Here is a 16,387-nt window from a genome sequence, read left to right on the forward strand (position 1 = left end):
AGTAGTTTTCGCTATGTGAGGCACGGTAAGTCCGGAGTCCGTGCCCCGTCAAGCCACAGGCGCCCCCCGACGAGGAGACGACATGCCAGAGCCCGCTCGCAGGCGCAGCGGCGCCGAGAGCGCCCGCAAGGTTCTTCAGATCCTCCTGGAGTTCGACGAGGAGCGCCCCACCCGCGGCGCCGCCGACCTGGCCGCCGCCCTCGACATGCCCAGCAGTTCGATGTACCGGTACCTGTCGGTGCTGCGCGAGACCGGCATGATCGAGGAGGTCGGGACGGGCGAGTACCGCCTGTCGTGGGTGTTCGTCCGGCTGGCCGGGGCCGCCCGGGCGGGCGGGCGGAGCCTGGAGGACACGGCGCGCCCCGTACTGGAGTCGATCGTGGAGGACTGCGGCGAGACCGCGCTGCTGATCAAGCGGATCGGGTGGAGCGCCGTGTGCGTCGACCGCGTCGACTCCCCGCACCACGTGCGCCTGCAGTTCACCCCCGGCGAGCCGATGAGCCTGCACGAGGGATCGGCGGCGCGCGTCCTGCTCGCCTCCATGCCGGCGACCGAGCGGCGGCGCTACCTGGCGTCGGCCCCGGAGCTGACCGAACCCGTCCGCGACCAGCTCGAGACCGACGTGGAGACCATCGGCCGGATCGGCTGGACGGAGAGCTTCGGCGAGGTCGACGACGGCATCTGGGGCGTCTCGGCGGCGATCCGCGACCAGGGGCGCGTGGTGGCGGCGCTCGGCGTCGCCGGACCGCTGTACCGCCTCCAGCAGAACGACCGGGCCAGGATCATCCAGCTCGTGATCTCCGGCGCGGAGGAGATCACCGGCGCCCTCGACCGGGCCTGAGGCCGCTTCCGCCGGGCGGCGGACCGCCCTTCCTTCGGCGTCGATCACGGCGCCGCTCGTCTCACACTGCGAGATGAGCGGCGCCGTTTTCCTGTTTCCCGGACGGTCTCGCGTGCCGCGAAACCCCGATGCCGTCGGCCTTTTGCGCGTCCGACCATTGCTTCGTCGCAAACTCCGCGACCGGGAAGCATTGACAACCGTCACAGGGAAGCCTTTAGCTTCTTCCACATCCTGAGTACGCGGTTACCGCATTGTGAGAGATGCGACCATTCTGGAGGGAACCCGTGCTTGTCGGCCAGAACGATCCGCCGCGCGACACCGAGGCCGATGTCGCGATCGTCGGATTCGGCCCCGTGGGTGCCACCGCGGCCCTCGCCCTCGCCCGCGCCGGGCTGCGCGTCGTGGTCCTCGAGGAGACCGGGCGCGAGGCGGCGGCGCGCGAGGACCTGAGCGAGTCCCGCGCCTCCACGTTCCATCCCCCCACCCTGGAGATCCTGGACGACCTGGGCGTGGCCGACGAGCTGCACGAGGCCGGGCTCATCGCGGACACCTACCAGTACCGGGACCGCGCCGACGGCCTCGTCGCGCACTTCGACCTGGCCAGCATCAAGGACGACACCCGCTTCCCCTACCGGCTGCAGAGCGAGCAGCGCAATCTCGTCCGCATCATCGGGCGCCGCCTCGCCGGCATCCCGAACGCGCGCCTCGTCCACGAAGCGCGGGTGACCTCCGTCGACCCCGGGGACGGCGGCCCCGACTCCCGCGCGACGGTCGTCCTGGACGGCGGGGCCCGGTGCCGCGCCCGCTGGGTGATCGCCGCCGACGGCGCGCACAGCGCCGTCCGGCGCGACCTCGGCATCGAGTTCCCCGGCATCACCTACCCCGAGCGGTTCCTCGTCGTCTCCACCACCGACGACTTCGCCGAGCTCGTCCCGGGCATCGGTGCGGTCAACTACATCTCCGACCCCCGCGAATGGCTGGTGCTGCTGCGCACCCCGCTGCACTGGCGGGCGCTGTTCCCGATCCCGGAGGCGGAGGCGGACGGCGGCGCCCTCGACCCCGGCGCGATCCAGCGGCGGCTGCAGGCAATCGCACCGCTGGAACGCGGCTACACGATCGCGCACGCCCGGATCTACCGAGTCCACCAGCGGATCGCCGAACGGTTCCGGCGCGGGCGGGTCCTGCTCGCCGGGGACGCGGCCCACATCAACAACCCGCTCGGCGGCCTCGGCATGAACAGCGGCATCCACGACGCCGCCGCGGCCGCCGCCGCCGTCACCGCCGCCCTGCGCGGCGACACCGGACCCGTCGACGCCTACGAGAAACTCCGCCGCGACGTCGCCCACGACTACGTGCGGACCGTCACCCACGAGAACTGGGAGTCCCTCCAGGAGGAGGACCCCGAGGAGCGGCGCCGACGCGCCGACCACATGCGCCGCACCGCGGCCGACCCCGCGCTCGCCCGCGCCCACCTGCTGCGCAGCTCGATGCTCGCGGTGGGCGAGCCCGAGCGCACCGCCGGCTGACCGTCCGGCACCGGACCGCCGTGCGCGCCCCGCACGGCACAACGACGATCGGAGAGGAGACGGACATGGACGTACCCGTGGCGCAGCGCGACCGCGCCGGGCTGGAGTTCCTGGGTTCCCTGCAGCACCACACCGGAGGGGTCCTCCAGCCGGCGGCGGGGCGCCGCTACGCCGAGCTGGTCGACGACCCGCCGGCCGACCTGCCCGGACGGCGCCGCTCGGTGGCCGAGACGCTGGGCGACCACGGCCCCTGGCTGCTCGACCGGCTGCTGACCCGCTACGTGGCCGAGGAGATCTACGTGCGGGCGATCCCGGCGGCCGAACACTCCCGGGCCGGCATCGAGGAATGGCTGGACGTCCCCGCCGACGCCCCCGGGTCGCTGACCCTGGACCCGTCGCTCGTCCCGCCCGCCTACTACCGCGAGGGCTTCCACCTGACGACGGGCGGCTGGGACGGCCACGACCTCATGGGCGTGGTCATCCACGACCTCGGCTACCGGTACGTCCTGATGCCGGGCGGCGTCGGCGCCGTCCGGGCGGGCGAGAACCTGATGGACCAGCGCACGCAGGTCGCCCTGGAGGCCCCCCGCCGCGACTACCGCCGCGTCCTCGAGGCGGGCTGCGGCAACGGGCGGTTCGCGTCCGTCCTGTCCAGGGAGTTCCCGGACGCGCGGTACACCGGCGTCGAGTTGTCGAGGACGCAGCTGGAGTACGCGCGGGCGCGCTGCGTGCACGAGGGGAACGCCTGGGAGCTGATCCAGGCGGCGGCCGAGGACACCGGCCTGCCGGACGCCTCGGTCGACCTCGTCGCGATCTTCACGCTCTTCCACGAGACGCCGCCGAAGGCCACCGAGGCGATCCTCGCGGAGATGTTCCGGGTGCTGGAGCCCGGCGGGGACCTCGTCATCGGCGACATCGCGCCGGTCGAGCGCAACGACGCCTTCCGCTCCGTCGTCCTGGACTGGGAGACCGAGCACCGGGGCGAACCCTTCATGCGGTCCTACCTGCAACTCGATCTGCCGGCCCTGGTCAAGCAGGCCGGCTTCGGCGACGTCGAGGCGTACGGCCTCGGCGCGGGCGACTATCCCTGGGTCGTGCGGGCCCGGAAGGAGCGGTGATGAGCGGCGACAACGCGTACCTCGGGTCCGAGCGGCTCGACGAGATCACCCGGATGCTCACCGAACTGGCGTCGGAGGTGTGGATCCTGCGGGACCGCACCCTCGTGCTGGAGCACCTGCTCCGCGAGCGCGGCTGCCTCGACGAGGACGCGGTGGACGCGCTGCGGCCGTCCGGCGACCTGCTCGAACGGCTCGGGCGCGAGCGCGGCGACTTCGTCGGGCGCGTGTTCGGCGCCGTCCTCGACCCCGACGCGCGGGTGGCCGCGGCCACCGCCCGCACCGGTCCCGCCGCCTGACCCGAACCGCCCCGACCGACCTTCCCGACCGACCTTCCCGACCGGCGTCCCCCGACCGCCTCCGCACCGCTCCCGGCGGCTCCCGGGCGAAGCCGCACGGCCGCCGAGCCGGCCGCCGGACACCGCCCGGGGGCCGCCCCCCCGCATCACCACCCACCCTCACGCCCGCCGCGCCGTCACGCGGAGGGCGAACGAACGACCCAAAGGAGCAGGCCAGTGGGCCAGAGTTCTGTGTTCAAGAACGGACCCGCGCTCGACCGCCGGAGCTTTCTGCGAGCGGGCATCGCCCTGGGCGGTGCGGTGGCGGGCGCCAGTCTGCTCGGCGCCTGCGGCGGCCCCGGCTCCGCCTCGGGGAGCGGACGCAAGGGCCTGACGATCGGCACGGTCGTCGTCGACGACACGCTGAACCCGATGCAGGAGCAGTACACGACGTTCCAGTTCAACGCGTTCGACGCGCTGGTCCGGCAACTGCGCGGCGACACCGAGGCGACGCCGCGGCTCGCCAGCGAGTGGAGCCGCAGCAGCGACACCGTGTGGCGGTTCAGGCTCCGCTCGGGAGCCGTGTTCCACAACGGCGCGCCGGTGACCGCCGACGACGTGGTGTTCAGCCTCACCGAGGTCCTCCGCGAGCAGTACCCGCTCGCCACCGTGATCTCCACGATCAAGGACGTCCGCAAGGTGGACGCGACCACGGTGGAGATCGAGACCAAGAAGCCCGACCCGCTGCTCCTGAACCGCGTCGGCCAGATCTTCATCGTCCCGCAGAAGGAGTGGACCCAGAAGGGCCCGGACGGGTTCGCCAAGGCGCCCATCGGCTCCGGACCGTTCCGGATCACCAACTTCGCCGTCGACAGCGGCATCGAGTTCACCGCGTTCGACGGCTTCTGGGGCGACCGGCCGAAGTCGTCCCAAGTCACCCTGCGCTACTTCAGCGACCCCGGCGCGATGGCGTCGGCGCTGCAGGCCGGGCAGATCGACGCCGCGCAGAACCTCGGCGCCGAATCGATCAAGACGCTCGCGAACCGGGACGACCTGACGGTCAGCACCGACTTCAGCGGCAACCAGAACATGTTCCAGCTCAACACCACCAAGGCTCCCTTCGACGACATCCGCGTCCGGCAGGCGGCGATCAAGGCGGTCGACGCGCAGGCGCTGATCGACACGATCACCTACGGCTCGGGGATCCTCGAGGACGGGCAGCTGCCGGTGAAGGGGGTGTTCGGCCACTCCCCCGACGTCACCCGCCCGGCGTACGACCTCGCCGAAGCCAAGAGCCTGCTGAAGTCCGCCGGCGCGGAGGGCGCCGAGGTCGAGATCTTCGGCATGTCCCTCTACAAGAAGCTGTACGAGGCGATCGGCGCCCAGCTCGAGCAGGCCGGGTTCCGCCCCAAGATCAACGCTGTCGAGGTGCCGATCTGGGTGAAGACGTTCCGCAGCGGCTCCGACGCCGACATCTTCTACCGGGGCGCGTCCTACACCGGCATCTTCGACGCGGACCGCCCCTACGCGCACGTCTCGTCGTCCAAGAAGCCGTTCGTGGAGGACTCCACCTGGAACGAGCTGATGGACGCGCAGAGCACCGAGCTCGATCAGGCGAAACGCGAGCAGAAGCTGATCGCGTGCGGACAGCACCTGCTGGAACGGTCCTACGTCCTCTACACCTACGGGGCGCCGACGGTCGGCGGGCACCGCACAGGCGTCTCCGGTTTCGACAACAGCAACGGCCTGATGCTGCTGCTCGACGGCGTCACCAAGCAGGGAGGCTGAGGTGCCGACCGCAGAACACGTGCCCGACGGCATGAACCCGTCGGTCGTCCTGGCCCAGCGCGGCCGGGCGGAACTGGAGTTCCTCGCGGCGGCCCGCGCGTCGCTGGCGCCGCTGCGCGCCCGCGTCCGCGACCGGATCGAGGCGTCGCCCGAAGCCGCCCGCTGGGAGCAGGACGGCGGGGCCGACATCACCCGGCTGCGCGCGGCGGTGGCGGCGGAACTGGACGGCATGCCCGAGCAGGCCGTCATCGGCGCCGCGCTCCGCTGGAGCAGGCGGATGCTCACCCCGCGCGCGGAGGACGCGTTCGACGCGCGCCGCGACGTCCTCGAAGACCTCGCCGCCGCGCCCGACCCCGGCGCGATCGCCGACCGCGGCGACGCGGCCGTCCCGCGCTACTGGAAGTACGAGTTCCACGGGACCCGCGGCGGCTGGGACGGCCACGAGCACATGGGCTTCGTCCACCACGAACTCGTCTACCGCCACCTGCTCGTACCCGTGTACGGCGACATCTTCGCGCAGCGCGCCGCGGTCGCCGACGCGGCGCCGCGGGACCGCTACCGGGCGATCTGCGACCTGGGGTGCGGGACGGGCCAGTACACGCTCAAGCTCGCCGAGCGGTACCCGGACGCGCGGATCACCGGCGTGGACCTGTCGGCCGCCTCCCTCCGCTACGCGCAGCGGCGGGCCGCCGACCGCGGCCTGAGCTGGCACCTGCTGCGCGCTCCGGCCGAGGACACCGGCCTCCCCGCGGACGGCCACGACCTGGTGACGTCCTTCATCCTGCTGCACGAGATGCCGCCGCACGCCGTCGCCGCGGTGTTCGCGGAGGCGTACCGCCTGCTGCGGCCCGGCGGCGACCTGGTGTTCTCCGACGTCGCCCCCTACCGCCGCCGCGGCGCCTACCAGGCATGGCTGGACGACTGGGACGCCGAGCACGGGCACGAGCCGTGGTGGCGCCCGGCCGCGCAGGCCGACCTGGTGTCCGTCGCCGAGGCGGCCGGGTTCGGCGACGTCCGGCAGGCGGCCCTCGGCCCCGGCTCCTACCCGTGGGTGACCACCGCCCGCAAACCCGGCACGGAGGACGGCTCATGATCGGCAAGCTGCGGTCCCGCGACGCGGTCCCGGCGGCCGCCGGGACCGCCGCGACCCCGGCCCTCGGCATGCGGGACGTCTCGGTGTCGCTCCCGGGCGCCCGCGGCGACCTGCGCATCCTGCGCGGCGTGACGTTCACGGTCGGGCGCGGCGAGATCGTCGCCGTCGCGGGCGAGTCCGGCTCGGGCAAGTCCACCTCGATCCTGGCGGCGCTGCGGCTGCTGCCGCCCGGGGCACGGGTGACCGGCTCGATCGAGTGCGCCGGCGGGGACGTCCTGGCCATGCCCCGGCGCGAGCTGCGCCGGCTGCGGGCGCGCCGGGCCCGGATCATCTTCCAGGACCCGTGGCGGGCGCTGCACCCCATGAAGCGGATCGGTGCGCAGCTCGTCGAGTCGGCGCGGACCGCGGACCCCGGCCTGTCGGCGGCCGACGCCCGCGAGCTCGCCGAGCGGACCCTCGAACGCGTCGGCATCCCCGAGCCCGCGGCACGGATGCGCAGCCACCCCCACGAGATCTCCGGCGGGCAGGCGCAGCGCATCGTCATCGCGATGGCGCTCGTGGCCCGGCCCGACGTCCTGTTCTGCGACGAGCCGACCACCGCGCTGGACGTCACCACGCAGGCCCAGGTCCTCGAGCTGCTGCGCGACCTCAACCGCGAGTTCGGCATCTCCGTCGTGATCGCCACCCACGACCTCGAGGTGATCGCCGACATCGCCGGGCGGATCGTCGTGATGTACGCGGGCCAGGTCGTGGAAGAGGGACCGACCGCGCAGGTCCTCGCCGAGCCCCGCCACCCCTACACCTACTCCCTCCTGCGCGCGGCGCCCGGCCTCGCCGGGGACGGCCGCCTGCAGGCCATCGCGGGACGTCCGCCGGCCCCGTCGGACGAGCCGCCCGGCTGCGCGTTCGCCGACCGCTGCCCCGGCGTCCACGACGCGTGCACGACCGTCCGTCCGGAACCCAGGGAGGTCCGGCCGGGACGCATGGTGGCGTGCATCCGCGCGGAGGGCTACGAATCCGACCCGGCAGGAGGCCGCCCGTGACCGACGAAACCGTGGCCCGGGTCACCGGGCTGGTGAAGGACTACCGCGTGCCGGGCGGCCGGACCCTCCGCGCCGTGGACGGCGTGTCCCTGTCGGTGGGGCGCGGCGAGACGCTCGGCCTCGTCGGCGAGTCCGGCAGCGGCAAGTCCACGTTCGCGCGGATGCTGATCCGCCTGGAACGTCCCACCGCCGGGACGGTCGAGTTCGAAGGCGCCGACGTCACCCGGGCGCGCGGCGCCGAGCTGCGCCGCCGGGTCCGGCGCCGGATGGCGATGGTGTTCCAGAGCTCGTCGACCTCGCTCAACCCCTACCAGCGGATCGGCGACGTCCTCGCCGAACCGCTGCGCTCGCACAAGGTCGGGGACAAGGCGTCCCGCCGGGCGGCCGCGACCGCGATGATGGAACGGGTCGGGCTCGACCCGGCGTTCGCCGGCCGGTACCCGCACGAGCTGTCCGGCGGGCAGCGCCAGCGGGTCGGCATCGCGCGCGCGCTGATGCTCGACCCGTCCCTCATCGTCGCGGACGAGCCGACCGCCTCCCTCGACGTCTCCGTCCAGGCGCAGGTGGTGAACCTGCTCCAGGACCTGCAGCGCGACCTCGGGCTGTCGTACCTGTTCATCACGCACGACCTCGGCCTCGTCCGGCACTTCAGCCACCGCGTCGCCGTCATGTACCTGGGGCGGCTCATGGAGGTCGGCGACACCGCGCGGGTGTTCGCCGACCCCGCCCACCCGTACACGGCGTCCCTGGTCTCGATGCGCCGCGACGCCGAGCACCGGATCGTCCCGGCGGGCGACATCCCGTCGCCGGTCGACCGCCCGTCCGGCTGCGTGTTCCGCACCCGGTGCCCGATCGCGCGGGAGCGCTGCGCCGCCGAGGCGCCACCGCCGGCGGAGATCGCGCCGGGCCGCACCGCGGCCTGCCACTTCCCCGGAGAACTCGGCGTCGGCGGCGCCGACGTCCATGTCCACGCGCCGGCGGCGCCACCGCTGGTGGCCCCGGCCCTCGCACAGAAAGACGGGTGACCCATGCCCGGATTCGCCGCCGACCGTCCGGTCTACCTGGACGGCTCCGTCCCCCTCGACGGGGTGTTCAACGCGCTGATGGAGGTCGCCTCCGAGGTGTGGGTGCTGCGCGACCGCTTCGCCGTCCTGGAGGAGCTCCTGGACGAGCGCGGCGCCGTCACCCGCGAGGACATCGAGCTGCACCGGCCGAGCCCGGAACTCCGCGAGCGCCTCGCCGCGGAGCGGGCCCGCTTCCTGGAACGGCTCATGGAGTCGGTGGCCGCCCGGTGATCGGTTACATCGTCCGTCGGCTGCTCCTGGTGATCATGGTCGCCTGCGGGGTGTCGACGTTCCTGTTCGCCCTGTCCAGACTCGCGGGCGACCCGGCCGCGCTGCTGTCGCCGCCCGAGGCGTCCGACGAGGTGGTCGCCGCGACCCGCGAACGCCTCGGACTGGACGCGCCGGCGATCGTCCAGTACTTCGACGCGCTGCGCGGAGCGTTCACCCTCGACTTCGGGGACTCGTTCGCGTTCGGGCAGCCCGCCGCGCAGATGGTGTTCGAGCGCATCGGCCCGAGCCTGTGGATCGTGGTGCCCTCGATCGTGCTCGCCGTCCTGCTGTCGTTCGGCATCGGCGTGCTGGCGGCGCTGCGCCCGAGCCGGCCCAGCGGACGGCTGGTCATGGCGGTCACGTTCGTCACGGGCAGCGTCCCGTACTTCTGGCTCGCCCTGCTGCTCGTCCTGCTGTTCGCCGTCGAACTCGGCTGGCTGCCGGCGACCGGCAGCACCGGCTACGCGAGCCTCGTCGTCCCGGTGACCGTCCTGACCATCACGGCGATGTCGACCAGCGCCCGGATGGCGCGCGGCCAGCTGCTCGACTCGTTCGGCGAGGGCTACGTGCTGACGGCGCGCTCCAAGGGCGTCGCCCCCTGGCGGATCCTGCTCGGGCACGCGCTCCCCGGGGCGCTGCCGCCCATGCTGGCGTGGCTCGGCATCGAGTTCTCGTTCCTGTTCAGCGCGCTGCTCGTCCTGGAGCCGATCCTCGGCTACGAGGGACTCGGCGCGCTGCTGATCCGCGGCGTGACCAATCAGGACTTCCCGCTGGTCCAGGCCAGCGTGTTCTGCATGGCGATGCTGATCACCCTGGTCAACATCGGCGTGGACGTGATCGTCCGGCTGGTGGACCCCCGGCTGCGCGCGAAGGCGGCGACATGAGCGTGAACACGACCCTACGGAAGCAGACCGGCGCGCGGCCCTCGGAGACCGTGAGCGGCGGCTCCCGCGCGGCCGAGACCGCCCGCCGCGTCTGGGGGGACGCCACCGGACGCTTCGCGATCGTCCTGCTCGGGCTGCTCGTCCTCGTGGCGCTGCTCGCACCGCTGCTGGCCCCCGCCGACCCGACCGCGCAGCATCTGCAGGAGGCGAGCCGCGCCCCCTCCTGGTCGCACCCGTTCGGCACGGACCCGCTGGGCCGGGACGTCCTCAGCAGGCTGATGTACGGACTGCGGCTCAGCCTGCTCATCGGCGTCGTCACCGCCACGGCCTCCGCCCTTTTCGGGTTGCTGCTCGGTCTCATCGCCGGCTACTACGAGAACACGGTCGGCATGGTCCTGATGCGGCTCGCCGACATCCAGTTCGCCATCCCGTTCGTCGCGGTCGGCGTCGCTCTGGCCGCGGTCGTCGGCCCGGGCATCACCAAGATGATGATCGTCCTCGCGCTCTGGGGCTGGGTGAACTACGCGCGGACGATCGCCGACTCCGTGGCGCGCGTCAAGCGGATGGAGTTCGTCACCGCCGCCAGGACCATCGGCACCCGCACCCCGGCGATCCTGCTGCGGCACATCGCGCCGAGCGTCCTCGGGCCGGTGATCATCCTGTGGTCGACGAGCGCCGGCGTCCTGATCCTGGTGGAGAGCGCGCTCAGCCTGCTGTCCCTCGGCGTGCAGCCGCCGCAGTTCTCGCTCGGCAGCATGCTGGCCGACTCCCGCAACACCCTCCAGCTCGCCTGGTGGGCGACGGTGGCCCCGGGCCTGGCGATCATGGCGATCGTGGTCGCGTTCAACCTGCTCGGCGACGCGCTCCGGGACGCCTTCAACCCCTCGGTCCGCACCAAGCACGACCCCGAACTCTGGTAGACGCGCGAAGCGCATGCGCCGACCGCGATGCGCCCCCGTACGCTATCCGCGCCCCGACGGCCGGCCCCGCCGGGGCGCGGACGGCTTCGCCGAGCCCGCGGCCGCACACGGCGGTGGACCAGTGCGTCGCAGTCGTCCCCCGAGCGGCTGATTCGTGGCAGAGTGGCGGGATGCCTGGCGCGCGGTACGGGATGGATTCGCCCTACGGGTTCGGCTTCATGGGCCTGGTCGTGCTGGGGTTCTGGGCGACCGGGCTGGTGATGGCGGTCACCGCCGATCTGGCCGCCGCACTGCCCGCGCTGGTCTCCGGCACCCTGCTGGCGGGATGCCTGGCCCTGAGCCTGCACGCCACGCTGCGCGGCAAGTTCCTGGTCTGGCGGGACGTGCTGGACGAGCTGGACCTGCGCGGCGACGAACGGCTGCTCGACCTCGGCTGCGGGCGCGGCGCCGTCCTGCTGGCCGCCGCCCGCCGCCTCCCGCGGGGCCGGGCGGTCGGCCTGGACCTGTGGCGCGGACGGGACCAGTCCGGCAACACCCCGGCGGCGACGCTGCGCAACGCCCGCGCCGAAGGCGTCGCCGACCGCGTCCGCGTGCAAGGGGGTGACCTGCGCAGACTCCCGTACGCGGAGGCGAGCTTCGATCTGGTCGTGTCCAGCCTGACGGTGCACACCATCTTCGGCGCGGACGCCCGCGCCCAAGCGATCGCCGAGGCGTACCGGGTGCTGCGGCCGGGCGGCCGCCTGCTGATCGCCGACCTGGCGCGGACCCCCCGCGAGTACGCCGCGGTGCTGGCCCGGCTGAACGCCCAGGACATCCGCGTGCGCGGCCTCGGCTGGCGCGCGTGGTGGGGCAGCCCGTGGGTCCCGACCCGCCTGCTCACCGCCCGCAAACCAGCCACCCCCTGAACACATCCACCGGCACGCCCCCGACGCAGTCAAAGCAGGAGACGGGGCAACCGCGCGAGCGTCGGGTGGGAGCCCCGGACACCCCCATCGTGTCTTTGGGCTTATCGGCTACTTCAGAGAATCGTTCACGGACGGCTCTACCTCACGAGGGGTTCCACTCCGAGGAGAGCCGCGGTTCTGGTGTAGACGGTGCGGGCGAGATCGTCGTCCATTGCCCGGCGCGAAGGGGTGTCCGGCCGGGACTTACTGAAGAAGCCGCCACTGGGCTGCGGGGCGGACGCGGCGGTGGCGAGCCAGACCGGGGTCTGCACGCCTTCGTCCGGGCTGATGGCGAACGGACGGAACAACGGGGCGGTCAGCCGCATCAGGCCACCGGCGTTGCTGTTGATCGCGGTGCCCTTCACCATGCCGGGGTTGGCGTTGTAGACGCTCATACCGCCGGGCAAGCGGTTCGCGATCTCTCGCGCCGCCAGGAGGCCGACGAGCTTGCTCGTCGCATAGACGTTGATCTGGTTGTAGAAACGGTTACTCCACGAGGTCCCCGCGACGTCCGGGTCGGCGACGTCGAGCCTGCCGCGCTTCTCCACGAACGTGGACATGTTGATGATCCGCGCCCCGGACGTGAGCGCCCCTTCGGCCAGGAGGTCGTGCGTGAGCAGGAACGGGGCGTGGTGGTTGAGCGCGTACGTGCGCTCGACACCGTCCACCGTCTGCTCGTACCGGGGGAAGGCCGCCCCCGCGTTGTTGATGAGGACGTCCACCGGGACGGTATCGGCGGCCAGTTTCGCCGCCAGTGCCCGTACCTGCGCCCTCTGCTCCAGGTCGGCGATGTACGTCCGCGGCGGAACCGCGTCACCGCTCGCGGAGGCCAGGGTGCGCAGGCCGTCGGCGGCGGCCCGGGTGCGCGCCTCGTCCCGGCCGACGAGGACGACGTTCTGACCGGCCTTGATCAAGTGGCGTGCCATCACCAGGCCCAGGCCGGAGGCTCCGCCCGTGATGACTGCGGTCTTGACGCTCACTGCTGCTCCTTTTCCATGGTGTCCTTGCCGCCGGCGGCCTCGCCCGCCGAGCCGGTGCCGTCGATCGCCTCGCGGAGAAGCGAGTGCAGGCGCCGCCTGCTCTCGCGGTCGAGGCGGGCGAAGGGCGAGTGCTCGGTGGTGTGCCGGACGACGCGATCGCGCAGCGCGCATCCCTCGGGGGTGAGCTGGACGACCTTCGCGCGGCGGTCGGTGGGGTGGGGCACGCGGCGGACCAGTCCGCGCTTCTCCAGCCGGTCGATCATCGCCGTGGCGGTCGAGGCGTCGCATTGCAGGAGGTCCGCCAGCCGCCGCGCCGTCATCTCCCGCCCGCGGCTCAGCCTCCACAGCGCACCGGTCTGGGTGTCGGTCAGCCCCGCTTCCCGGGCGAGCTCCCTGAGGTCGGAATGCACCTGGGTGCGGATCGCGAACAGGTAGTCGTGCAGCTCTTCGTTCAGGCGCCGGTCGTCCATGATCGGCAAGATACATGGAAAATCCATTAATTGGAAAATCCACGTACTTGCCGGTCCGCCGTGAGCCTCGGAGCCTGCGCGCGGGGGTCCCGCAACGAGCGCGGGAGGGTCCTGGGCGGTCCGCGCGGCCGAGCCGATGATGGCGGGTGTCCGGGCGGTCGACAATGACCCGGCAGGAGTCAGGACGGCCCGGAGACAGGAGCCAGGTCCCGATGGATGCCATGGACGCGCTGCAGTCGGCGCAAAGCCTCGCCGAACTCTTCCAGCACACCGCGAAAGCACACCGCGACCGGACGGCGCTGCGCAGTTCGGACGGCGCAGCGGAACTGACCTGGGGCCAGTACGCCGAGCGTGTGCGACGCATTGCCGGGGGCCTGGCGTCGCTCGGCGTCCGCCGCGGGGACACCGTGGCGCTCATGCTCACCAACAGGCCCGAGTACCACCTCGTGGACACGGCGGCGCTGCACCTCGGCGCCACGCCCTTCTCGGTCTACAACACGAGTCCGCCGACGCAGATCGCCCACCTGTTCGCCAATGCCGGCAACCGGGTCGTGGTCACCGAACAGCGGTGGGTGGACACGGTCCGGGCGGCCGGGGGGACGGTGGAACACGTCGTCTGCGTGGACGGCGCGGCCGAGGACACCGTGCCGCTGAGCGGCCTCGAGACCGGACGGCCGCAGGGGTTCGACTTCGAGGCCGCCTGGCGGTCCGTACGTCCCGACGACCTGGCCACACTCATCTACACGTCGGGCACGACAGGACCACCGAAAGGCGTCGAGGTGGAGCACCGCGCCATCCTCGCGTGCCTGCGCGGCGGACTCCTCCTCTCCCATCTGGGGTCGGCCGCGCAGGCCGGGCGCCTGATCTCCTACCTCCCCGACGCGCACGTGGCCAACCGGTACTTCAGCCACTACCTGGCGATGGCCGGCGGCTCCTCGATCACCACCGTGGCGGACCCGAAGACCGTCGCCCAGGTGCTGCCGGCGGTGCGGCCGACGATCTTCATGGGCGTGCCGGCCCTCTGGTACAAGCTGCAGGCGGCGCTCACCCAGGCGATCACCGCCCAGACCGGCGCCCGCGGACGTCTCGCCCGCTGGGCGGTCGGGACCGGCCGGAAGGCCGCGGAACTGCGGATGTCGGGCCACCCGCTGCCGTTCCACCTGGCGATCCGGCTGGCCGCCGCCGACGGGCTGGTGCTGGACCGGCTCCGGGCGAGGATCGGCCTGGACGAAGCCGGGGCGGTCATCACCGGTTCCGCCCCGATCGCCGCCGATGTCGTCCGTTTCTTCCAGTCACTGGGCGTCGAACTCTGCGAGGGATGGGCGATGTCGGAGTCGGCCGCCGCCGGGACGATCAACAGTCCGGGCGAGATCCGGCCGGGGACGGTCGGCCGGCCGATGAGCGGCGTCGAGGTGCGGGTCGCCGACGACGGTGAACTACTGCTCCGCGCCCCGACCCTCATGCGCGGCTACCGCGGGGACCCGGCGGGAACCGCCCGGGCGATCGACGTCGAGGGGTGGCTTCATACCGGAGACGTGGGCACCGTCGATGCCGACGGGTACGTGACCATCGTCGACCGCAAGAAGGACTTGATCATCAACTCCTCGGGCAAGAACATGTCACCGGCCAATATCGAGAGCGCCGTGCTGGCTTGTTGCCCACTGGTCGCCTCCGTGCTCGCCGTGGGCGACCGCCGTCCCTACGTGGTGGCGCTGGTAACCCTCGACCCAGTGGCCGCGGCGGCCCTCGTCGGCGGACCCTCCACCGGCCAGGACGTCTCCGTGCTCGCGGAGCGGCCCGAAGTCCAGGCGGCGGTCGAGGCCGGAGTGGTACGCGCGAACGCGACGCTGTCGCGGGTCGAGCAGATCAAGCACTTCCGAATCCTGCCGGTGCTTTGGCTCCCGGGCGGCGCGGAGCTGACCCCGACCGGCAAGCTGCGGCGGGCGGCGATCGTCGAGCGGTACGCCGAGGAGATCGAGGCCCTCTACCGGCGGCAGCGTCAGCCGGACCCGTCCGGCTGACGGCGCCCGCTCACTCGCGGGCGGCGGCGGGCGCGGCCCCGTCCGCGCCGCGGTAGGCACCGGGCGGCCGCCCGGTCCACCGGCGGAAGGCGCGGCGGAAGGCGCTGGCCTCGGAGAAGCCCAGCCGCCTCGCCAACTCCTCGACCGACTCCTCGCCGCGGGCCAGGCTGGCGACGGCGGCCTCGCGCAGCAGATCTTCTTTGAGCTGGCGGATCGAGGTGTGTTCGGCTCGCAGCAGTCTGCGCAGATGCTGCGTGCTCACGCTGAGCTGTGCGGCGATGTCGTCGGGCGTCGGCCAGTGCCCTCGCAGTCCGCGCTCGAGGATCTTGCGCACCCGGTCGGCGACCGTCGTCCCGTAGTCACGCGTGGCGAACCACACGTTCGGCTGGTCTGCCAGGTAGTCGGCGAGTTGCTGCTCGTCCCGCACCAGGGGCGCGGTCAGGAGCCGACGGTCGAAGGCCAAGGCCAGCCGGTCGGCGCCGAACACCGGGTGCCGGCCGAAGACGATCTCGTAGTCCGCGGCATACGGAGTTTCCGGCCACGGCAGGCGCAGTTCGCGCAGACCGATCCGCCGTCCGATGAGCCAACCCAGCACACGGTGGATCAGCGTGGCCAGGATGTCGCCGCCCAGATGGTCGGGATCGTCCAGCCGGCTGACATCGATCTCCACTTCGACGAGCGTCTCACGCACCGCCACGCGGAGCCGCGGCATGCCGGTCATGGCCTCGCTGGCCTCGGCGAGGCGCTGGAGCGCCGCCCGCAGGTCGGGAACGTGGATCACCGAACGCATCATGAGCTGGAACGAGCCGAGCGGGACGGCCGGTCCCAGCCCGAAGAGCTCGTCTCCGGTCAGGATCCACAGTTCCTGCGTCAGTTCGGCCGCTTGGGAGAGCGTCACACCGGCGCCCGTGGTCGGGCTCGCGACGTCGGCGGCGATACCTGCGCGCCGTAGCAGGGAGGCCGAGTCCAATCCCTGCCGCTCGCCGATGCGCGCCAGCCGCCGGGTAACGTCTCCCGGCAGCGTTGAACTGGTCACAAGCGCACCATAACGCCCGGCTCGGTGCCCGTACCACGTACGGACCGCATGCGCGCGGCGGTCATGAGATCTGCGAGGCACGGTGCTCGGACGGACCGGGGAAGGCCCCGTAGC

16 protein-coding genes are annotated in these 16,387 nt (G+C 72.5%); 13 read left to right on the forward strand and 3 right to left on the reverse strand.

The features are described 5' to 3' along the window. Positions 1-82: 82 nt before the first annotated feature. The 12 genes from DMH08_RS00825 (at position 83) to DMH08_RS00880 (ending at position 11,727) form a co-directional block, all read left to right on the forward strand. Positions 83-841 (forward strand): IclR family transcriptional regulator, encoded by a 759-nt coding sequence (locus tag DMH08_RS00825; RefSeq protein ID WP_026403423.1) that lies wholly within the window; start codon positions 83-85, stop codon positions 839-841. A gap of 284 nt (positions 842-1,125) precedes the next feature. After that, complete coding sequence (locus tag DMH08_RS00830; protein WP_233617325.1) at positions 1,126-2,367, forward strand: FAD-dependent oxidoreductase; 1,242 nt, start codon at positions 1,126-1,128, stop codon at positions 2,365-2,367. Positions 2,368-2,432: 65 nt separating this feature from the next. Then, the gene (locus DMH08_RS00835; RefSeq protein WP_051300929.1) at positions 2,433-3,485 is read left to right on the forward strand and encodes a class I SAM-dependent methyltransferase; all 1,053 of its coding nucleotides are present in this window, start codon (positions 2,433-2,435) and stop codon (positions 3,483-3,485) included. Continuing rightward, positions 3,485-3,781, forward strand: coding sequence for a hypothetical protein (locus DMH08_RS00840; RefSeq protein WP_125610912.1), 297 nt, complete (start codon positions 3,485-3,487; stop codon positions 3,779-3,781). The genes DMH08_RS00835 and DMH08_RS00840 overlap by 1 nt, the downstream gene beginning before the upstream one ends. A gap of 216 nt (positions 3,782-3,997) precedes the next feature. Then, entirely contained in the window at positions 3,998-5,548 is a 1,551-nt protein-coding gene (locus tag DMH08_RS00845) for an ABC transporter substrate-binding protein (RefSeq protein ID WP_125610914.1), read from the forward strand. A 1-nt stretch (position 5,549) separates the two neighbouring features. Continuing rightward, positions 5,550-6,641: a class I SAM-dependent methyltransferase gene (locus tag DMH08_RS00850; RefSeq protein WP_051300928.1), complete on the forward strand. Its 1,092-nt coding sequence runs from the start codon at positions 5,550-5,552 to the stop codon at positions 6,639-6,641. Beyond that, positions 6,638-7,684 carry an ABC transporter ATP-binding protein gene (locus tag DMH08_RS00855; RefSeq protein WP_158642227.1) on the forward strand — a complete coding sequence of 349 codons (1,047 nt, stop codon included), beginning with the start codon at positions 6,638-6,640 and terminating at the stop codon, positions 7,682-7,684. The genes DMH08_RS00850 and DMH08_RS00855 overlap by 4 nt, the downstream gene beginning before the upstream one ends. Continuing rightward, complete coding sequence (locus DMH08_RS00860) at positions 7,681-8,709, forward strand: ABC transporter ATP-binding protein (RefSeq protein ID WP_064743678.1); 1,029 nt, start codon at positions 7,681-7,683, stop codon at positions 8,707-8,709. Before DMH08_RS00855 ends, DMH08_RS00860 begins: the two co-directional genes overlap by 4 nt. A 3-nt stretch (positions 8,710-8,712) precedes the next feature. Beyond that, the gene (locus DMH08_RS00865) at positions 8,713-8,979 is read left to right on the forward strand and encodes a hypothetical protein (protein ID WP_034518841.1); all 267 of its coding nucleotides are present in this window, start codon (positions 8,713-8,715) and stop codon (positions 8,977-8,979) included. Further along, on the forward strand, positions 8,976-9,902 hold the full coding sequence (locus tag DMH08_RS00870) for an ABC transporter permease (RefSeq protein WP_026403418.1): 927 nt from the start codon (positions 8,976-8,978) through the stop codon (positions 9,900-9,902). Before DMH08_RS00865 ends, DMH08_RS00870 begins: the two co-directional genes overlap by 4 nt. Further along, entirely contained in the window at positions 9,899-10,822 is a 924-nt protein-coding gene (locus tag DMH08_RS00875; RefSeq protein ID WP_084550546.1) for an ABC transporter permease, read from the forward strand. Before DMH08_RS00870 ends, DMH08_RS00875 begins: the two co-directional genes overlap by 4 nt. Before the next feature lie 170 nt (positions 10,823-10,992). Further along, complete coding sequence (locus DMH08_RS00880) at positions 10,993-11,727, forward strand: class I SAM-dependent methyltransferase (protein ID WP_064743677.1); 735 nt, start codon at positions 10,993-10,995, stop codon at positions 11,725-11,727. A 137-nt stretch (positions 11,728-11,864) separates the two neighbouring features. Here the strand turns inward: DMH08_RS00880 and DMH08_RS00885 are convergent, their stop codons facing one another. Continuing rightward, positions 11,865-12,746 carry an SDR family NAD(P)-dependent oxidoreductase gene (locus DMH08_RS00885; protein ID WP_125610918.1) on the reverse strand — a complete coding sequence of 294 codons (882 nt, stop codon included), beginning with the start codon at positions 12,744-12,746 and terminating at the stop codon, positions 11,865-11,867. Beyond that, the gene (locus DMH08_RS42265) at positions 12,743-13,216 is read right to left on the reverse strand and encodes a MarR family winged helix-turn-helix transcriptional regulator (RefSeq protein WP_125610920.1); all 474 of its coding nucleotides are present in this window, start codon (positions 13,214-13,216) and stop codon (positions 12,743-12,745) included. Before DMH08_RS42265 ends, DMH08_RS00885 begins: the two co-directional genes overlap by 4 nt. A 212-nt stretch (positions 13,217-13,428) precedes the next feature. Between DMH08_RS42265 and DMH08_RS00895 the strand changes: the two genes are divergently transcribed. Next, positions 13,429-15,237 carry an AMP-dependent synthetase/ligase gene (locus DMH08_RS00895; protein WP_125610922.1) on the forward strand — a complete coding sequence of 603 codons (1,809 nt, stop codon included), beginning with the start codon at positions 13,429-13,431 and terminating at the stop codon, positions 15,235-15,237. A gap of 10 nt (positions 15,238-15,247) precedes the next feature. Here the strand turns inward: DMH08_RS00895 and DMH08_RS00900 are convergent, their stop codons facing one another. After that, the gene (locus DMH08_RS00900; protein WP_158642228.1) at positions 15,248-16,273 is read right to left on the reverse strand and encodes an AraC family transcriptional regulator; all 1,026 of its coding nucleotides are present in this window, start codon (positions 16,271-16,273) and stop codon (positions 15,248-15,250) included. Positions 16,274-16,387: the final 114 nt, after the last annotated feature.

Source organism: Actinomadura sp. WAC 06369 (genome assembly GCF_003947565.1).
Lineage (GTDB): Bacteria > Actinomycetota > Actinomycetes > Streptosporangiales > Streptosporangiaceae > Spirillospora > Spirillospora rifamycini.

What these genes read in the sequence shown, in the direction of transcription:
- DMH08_RS00875 (WP_084550546.1), top strand. Translation starts at nt 9,899, where the DNA reads ATGAGCGTGAACACGACCCTACGGAAGCAGACCGGCGCGCGGCCCTCG.
- DMH08_RS00835 (WP_051300929.1), top strand. Translation starts at nt 2,433, where the DNA reads ATGGACGTACCCGTGGCGCAGCGCGACCGCGCCGGGCTGGAGTTCCTG.
- DMH08_RS00840 (WP_125610912.1), top strand. Translation starts at nt 3,485, where the DNA reads ATGAGCGGCGACAACGCGTACCTCGGGTCCGAGCGGCTCGACGAGATC.
- DMH08_RS00865 (WP_034518841.1), top strand. Translation starts at nt 8,713, where the DNA reads ATGCCCGGATTCGCCGCCGACCGTCCGGTCTACCTGGACGGCTCCGTC.
- DMH08_RS00880 (WP_064743677.1), top strand. Translation starts at nt 10,993, where the DNA reads ATGCCTGGCGCGCGGTACGGGATGGATTCGCCCTACGGGTTCGGCTTC.
- DMH08_RS00855 (WP_158642227.1), top strand. Translation starts at nt 6,638, where the DNA reads ATGATCGGCAAGCTGCGGTCCCGCGACGCGGTCCCGGCGGCCGCCGGG.
- DMH08_RS42265 (WP_125610920.1), bottom strand. Translation starts at nt 13,216, where the DNA reads ATGGACGACCGGCGCCTGAACGAAGAGCTGCACGACTACCTGTTCGCG.
- DMH08_RS00895 (WP_125610922.1), top strand. Translation starts at nt 13,429, where the DNA reads ATGGATGCCATGGACGCGCTGCAGTCGGCGCAAAGCCTCGCCGAACTC.
- DMH08_RS00825 (WP_026403423.1), top strand. Translation starts at nt 83, where the DNA reads ATGCCAGAGCCCGCTCGCAGGCGCAGCGGCGCCGAGAGCGCCCGCAAG.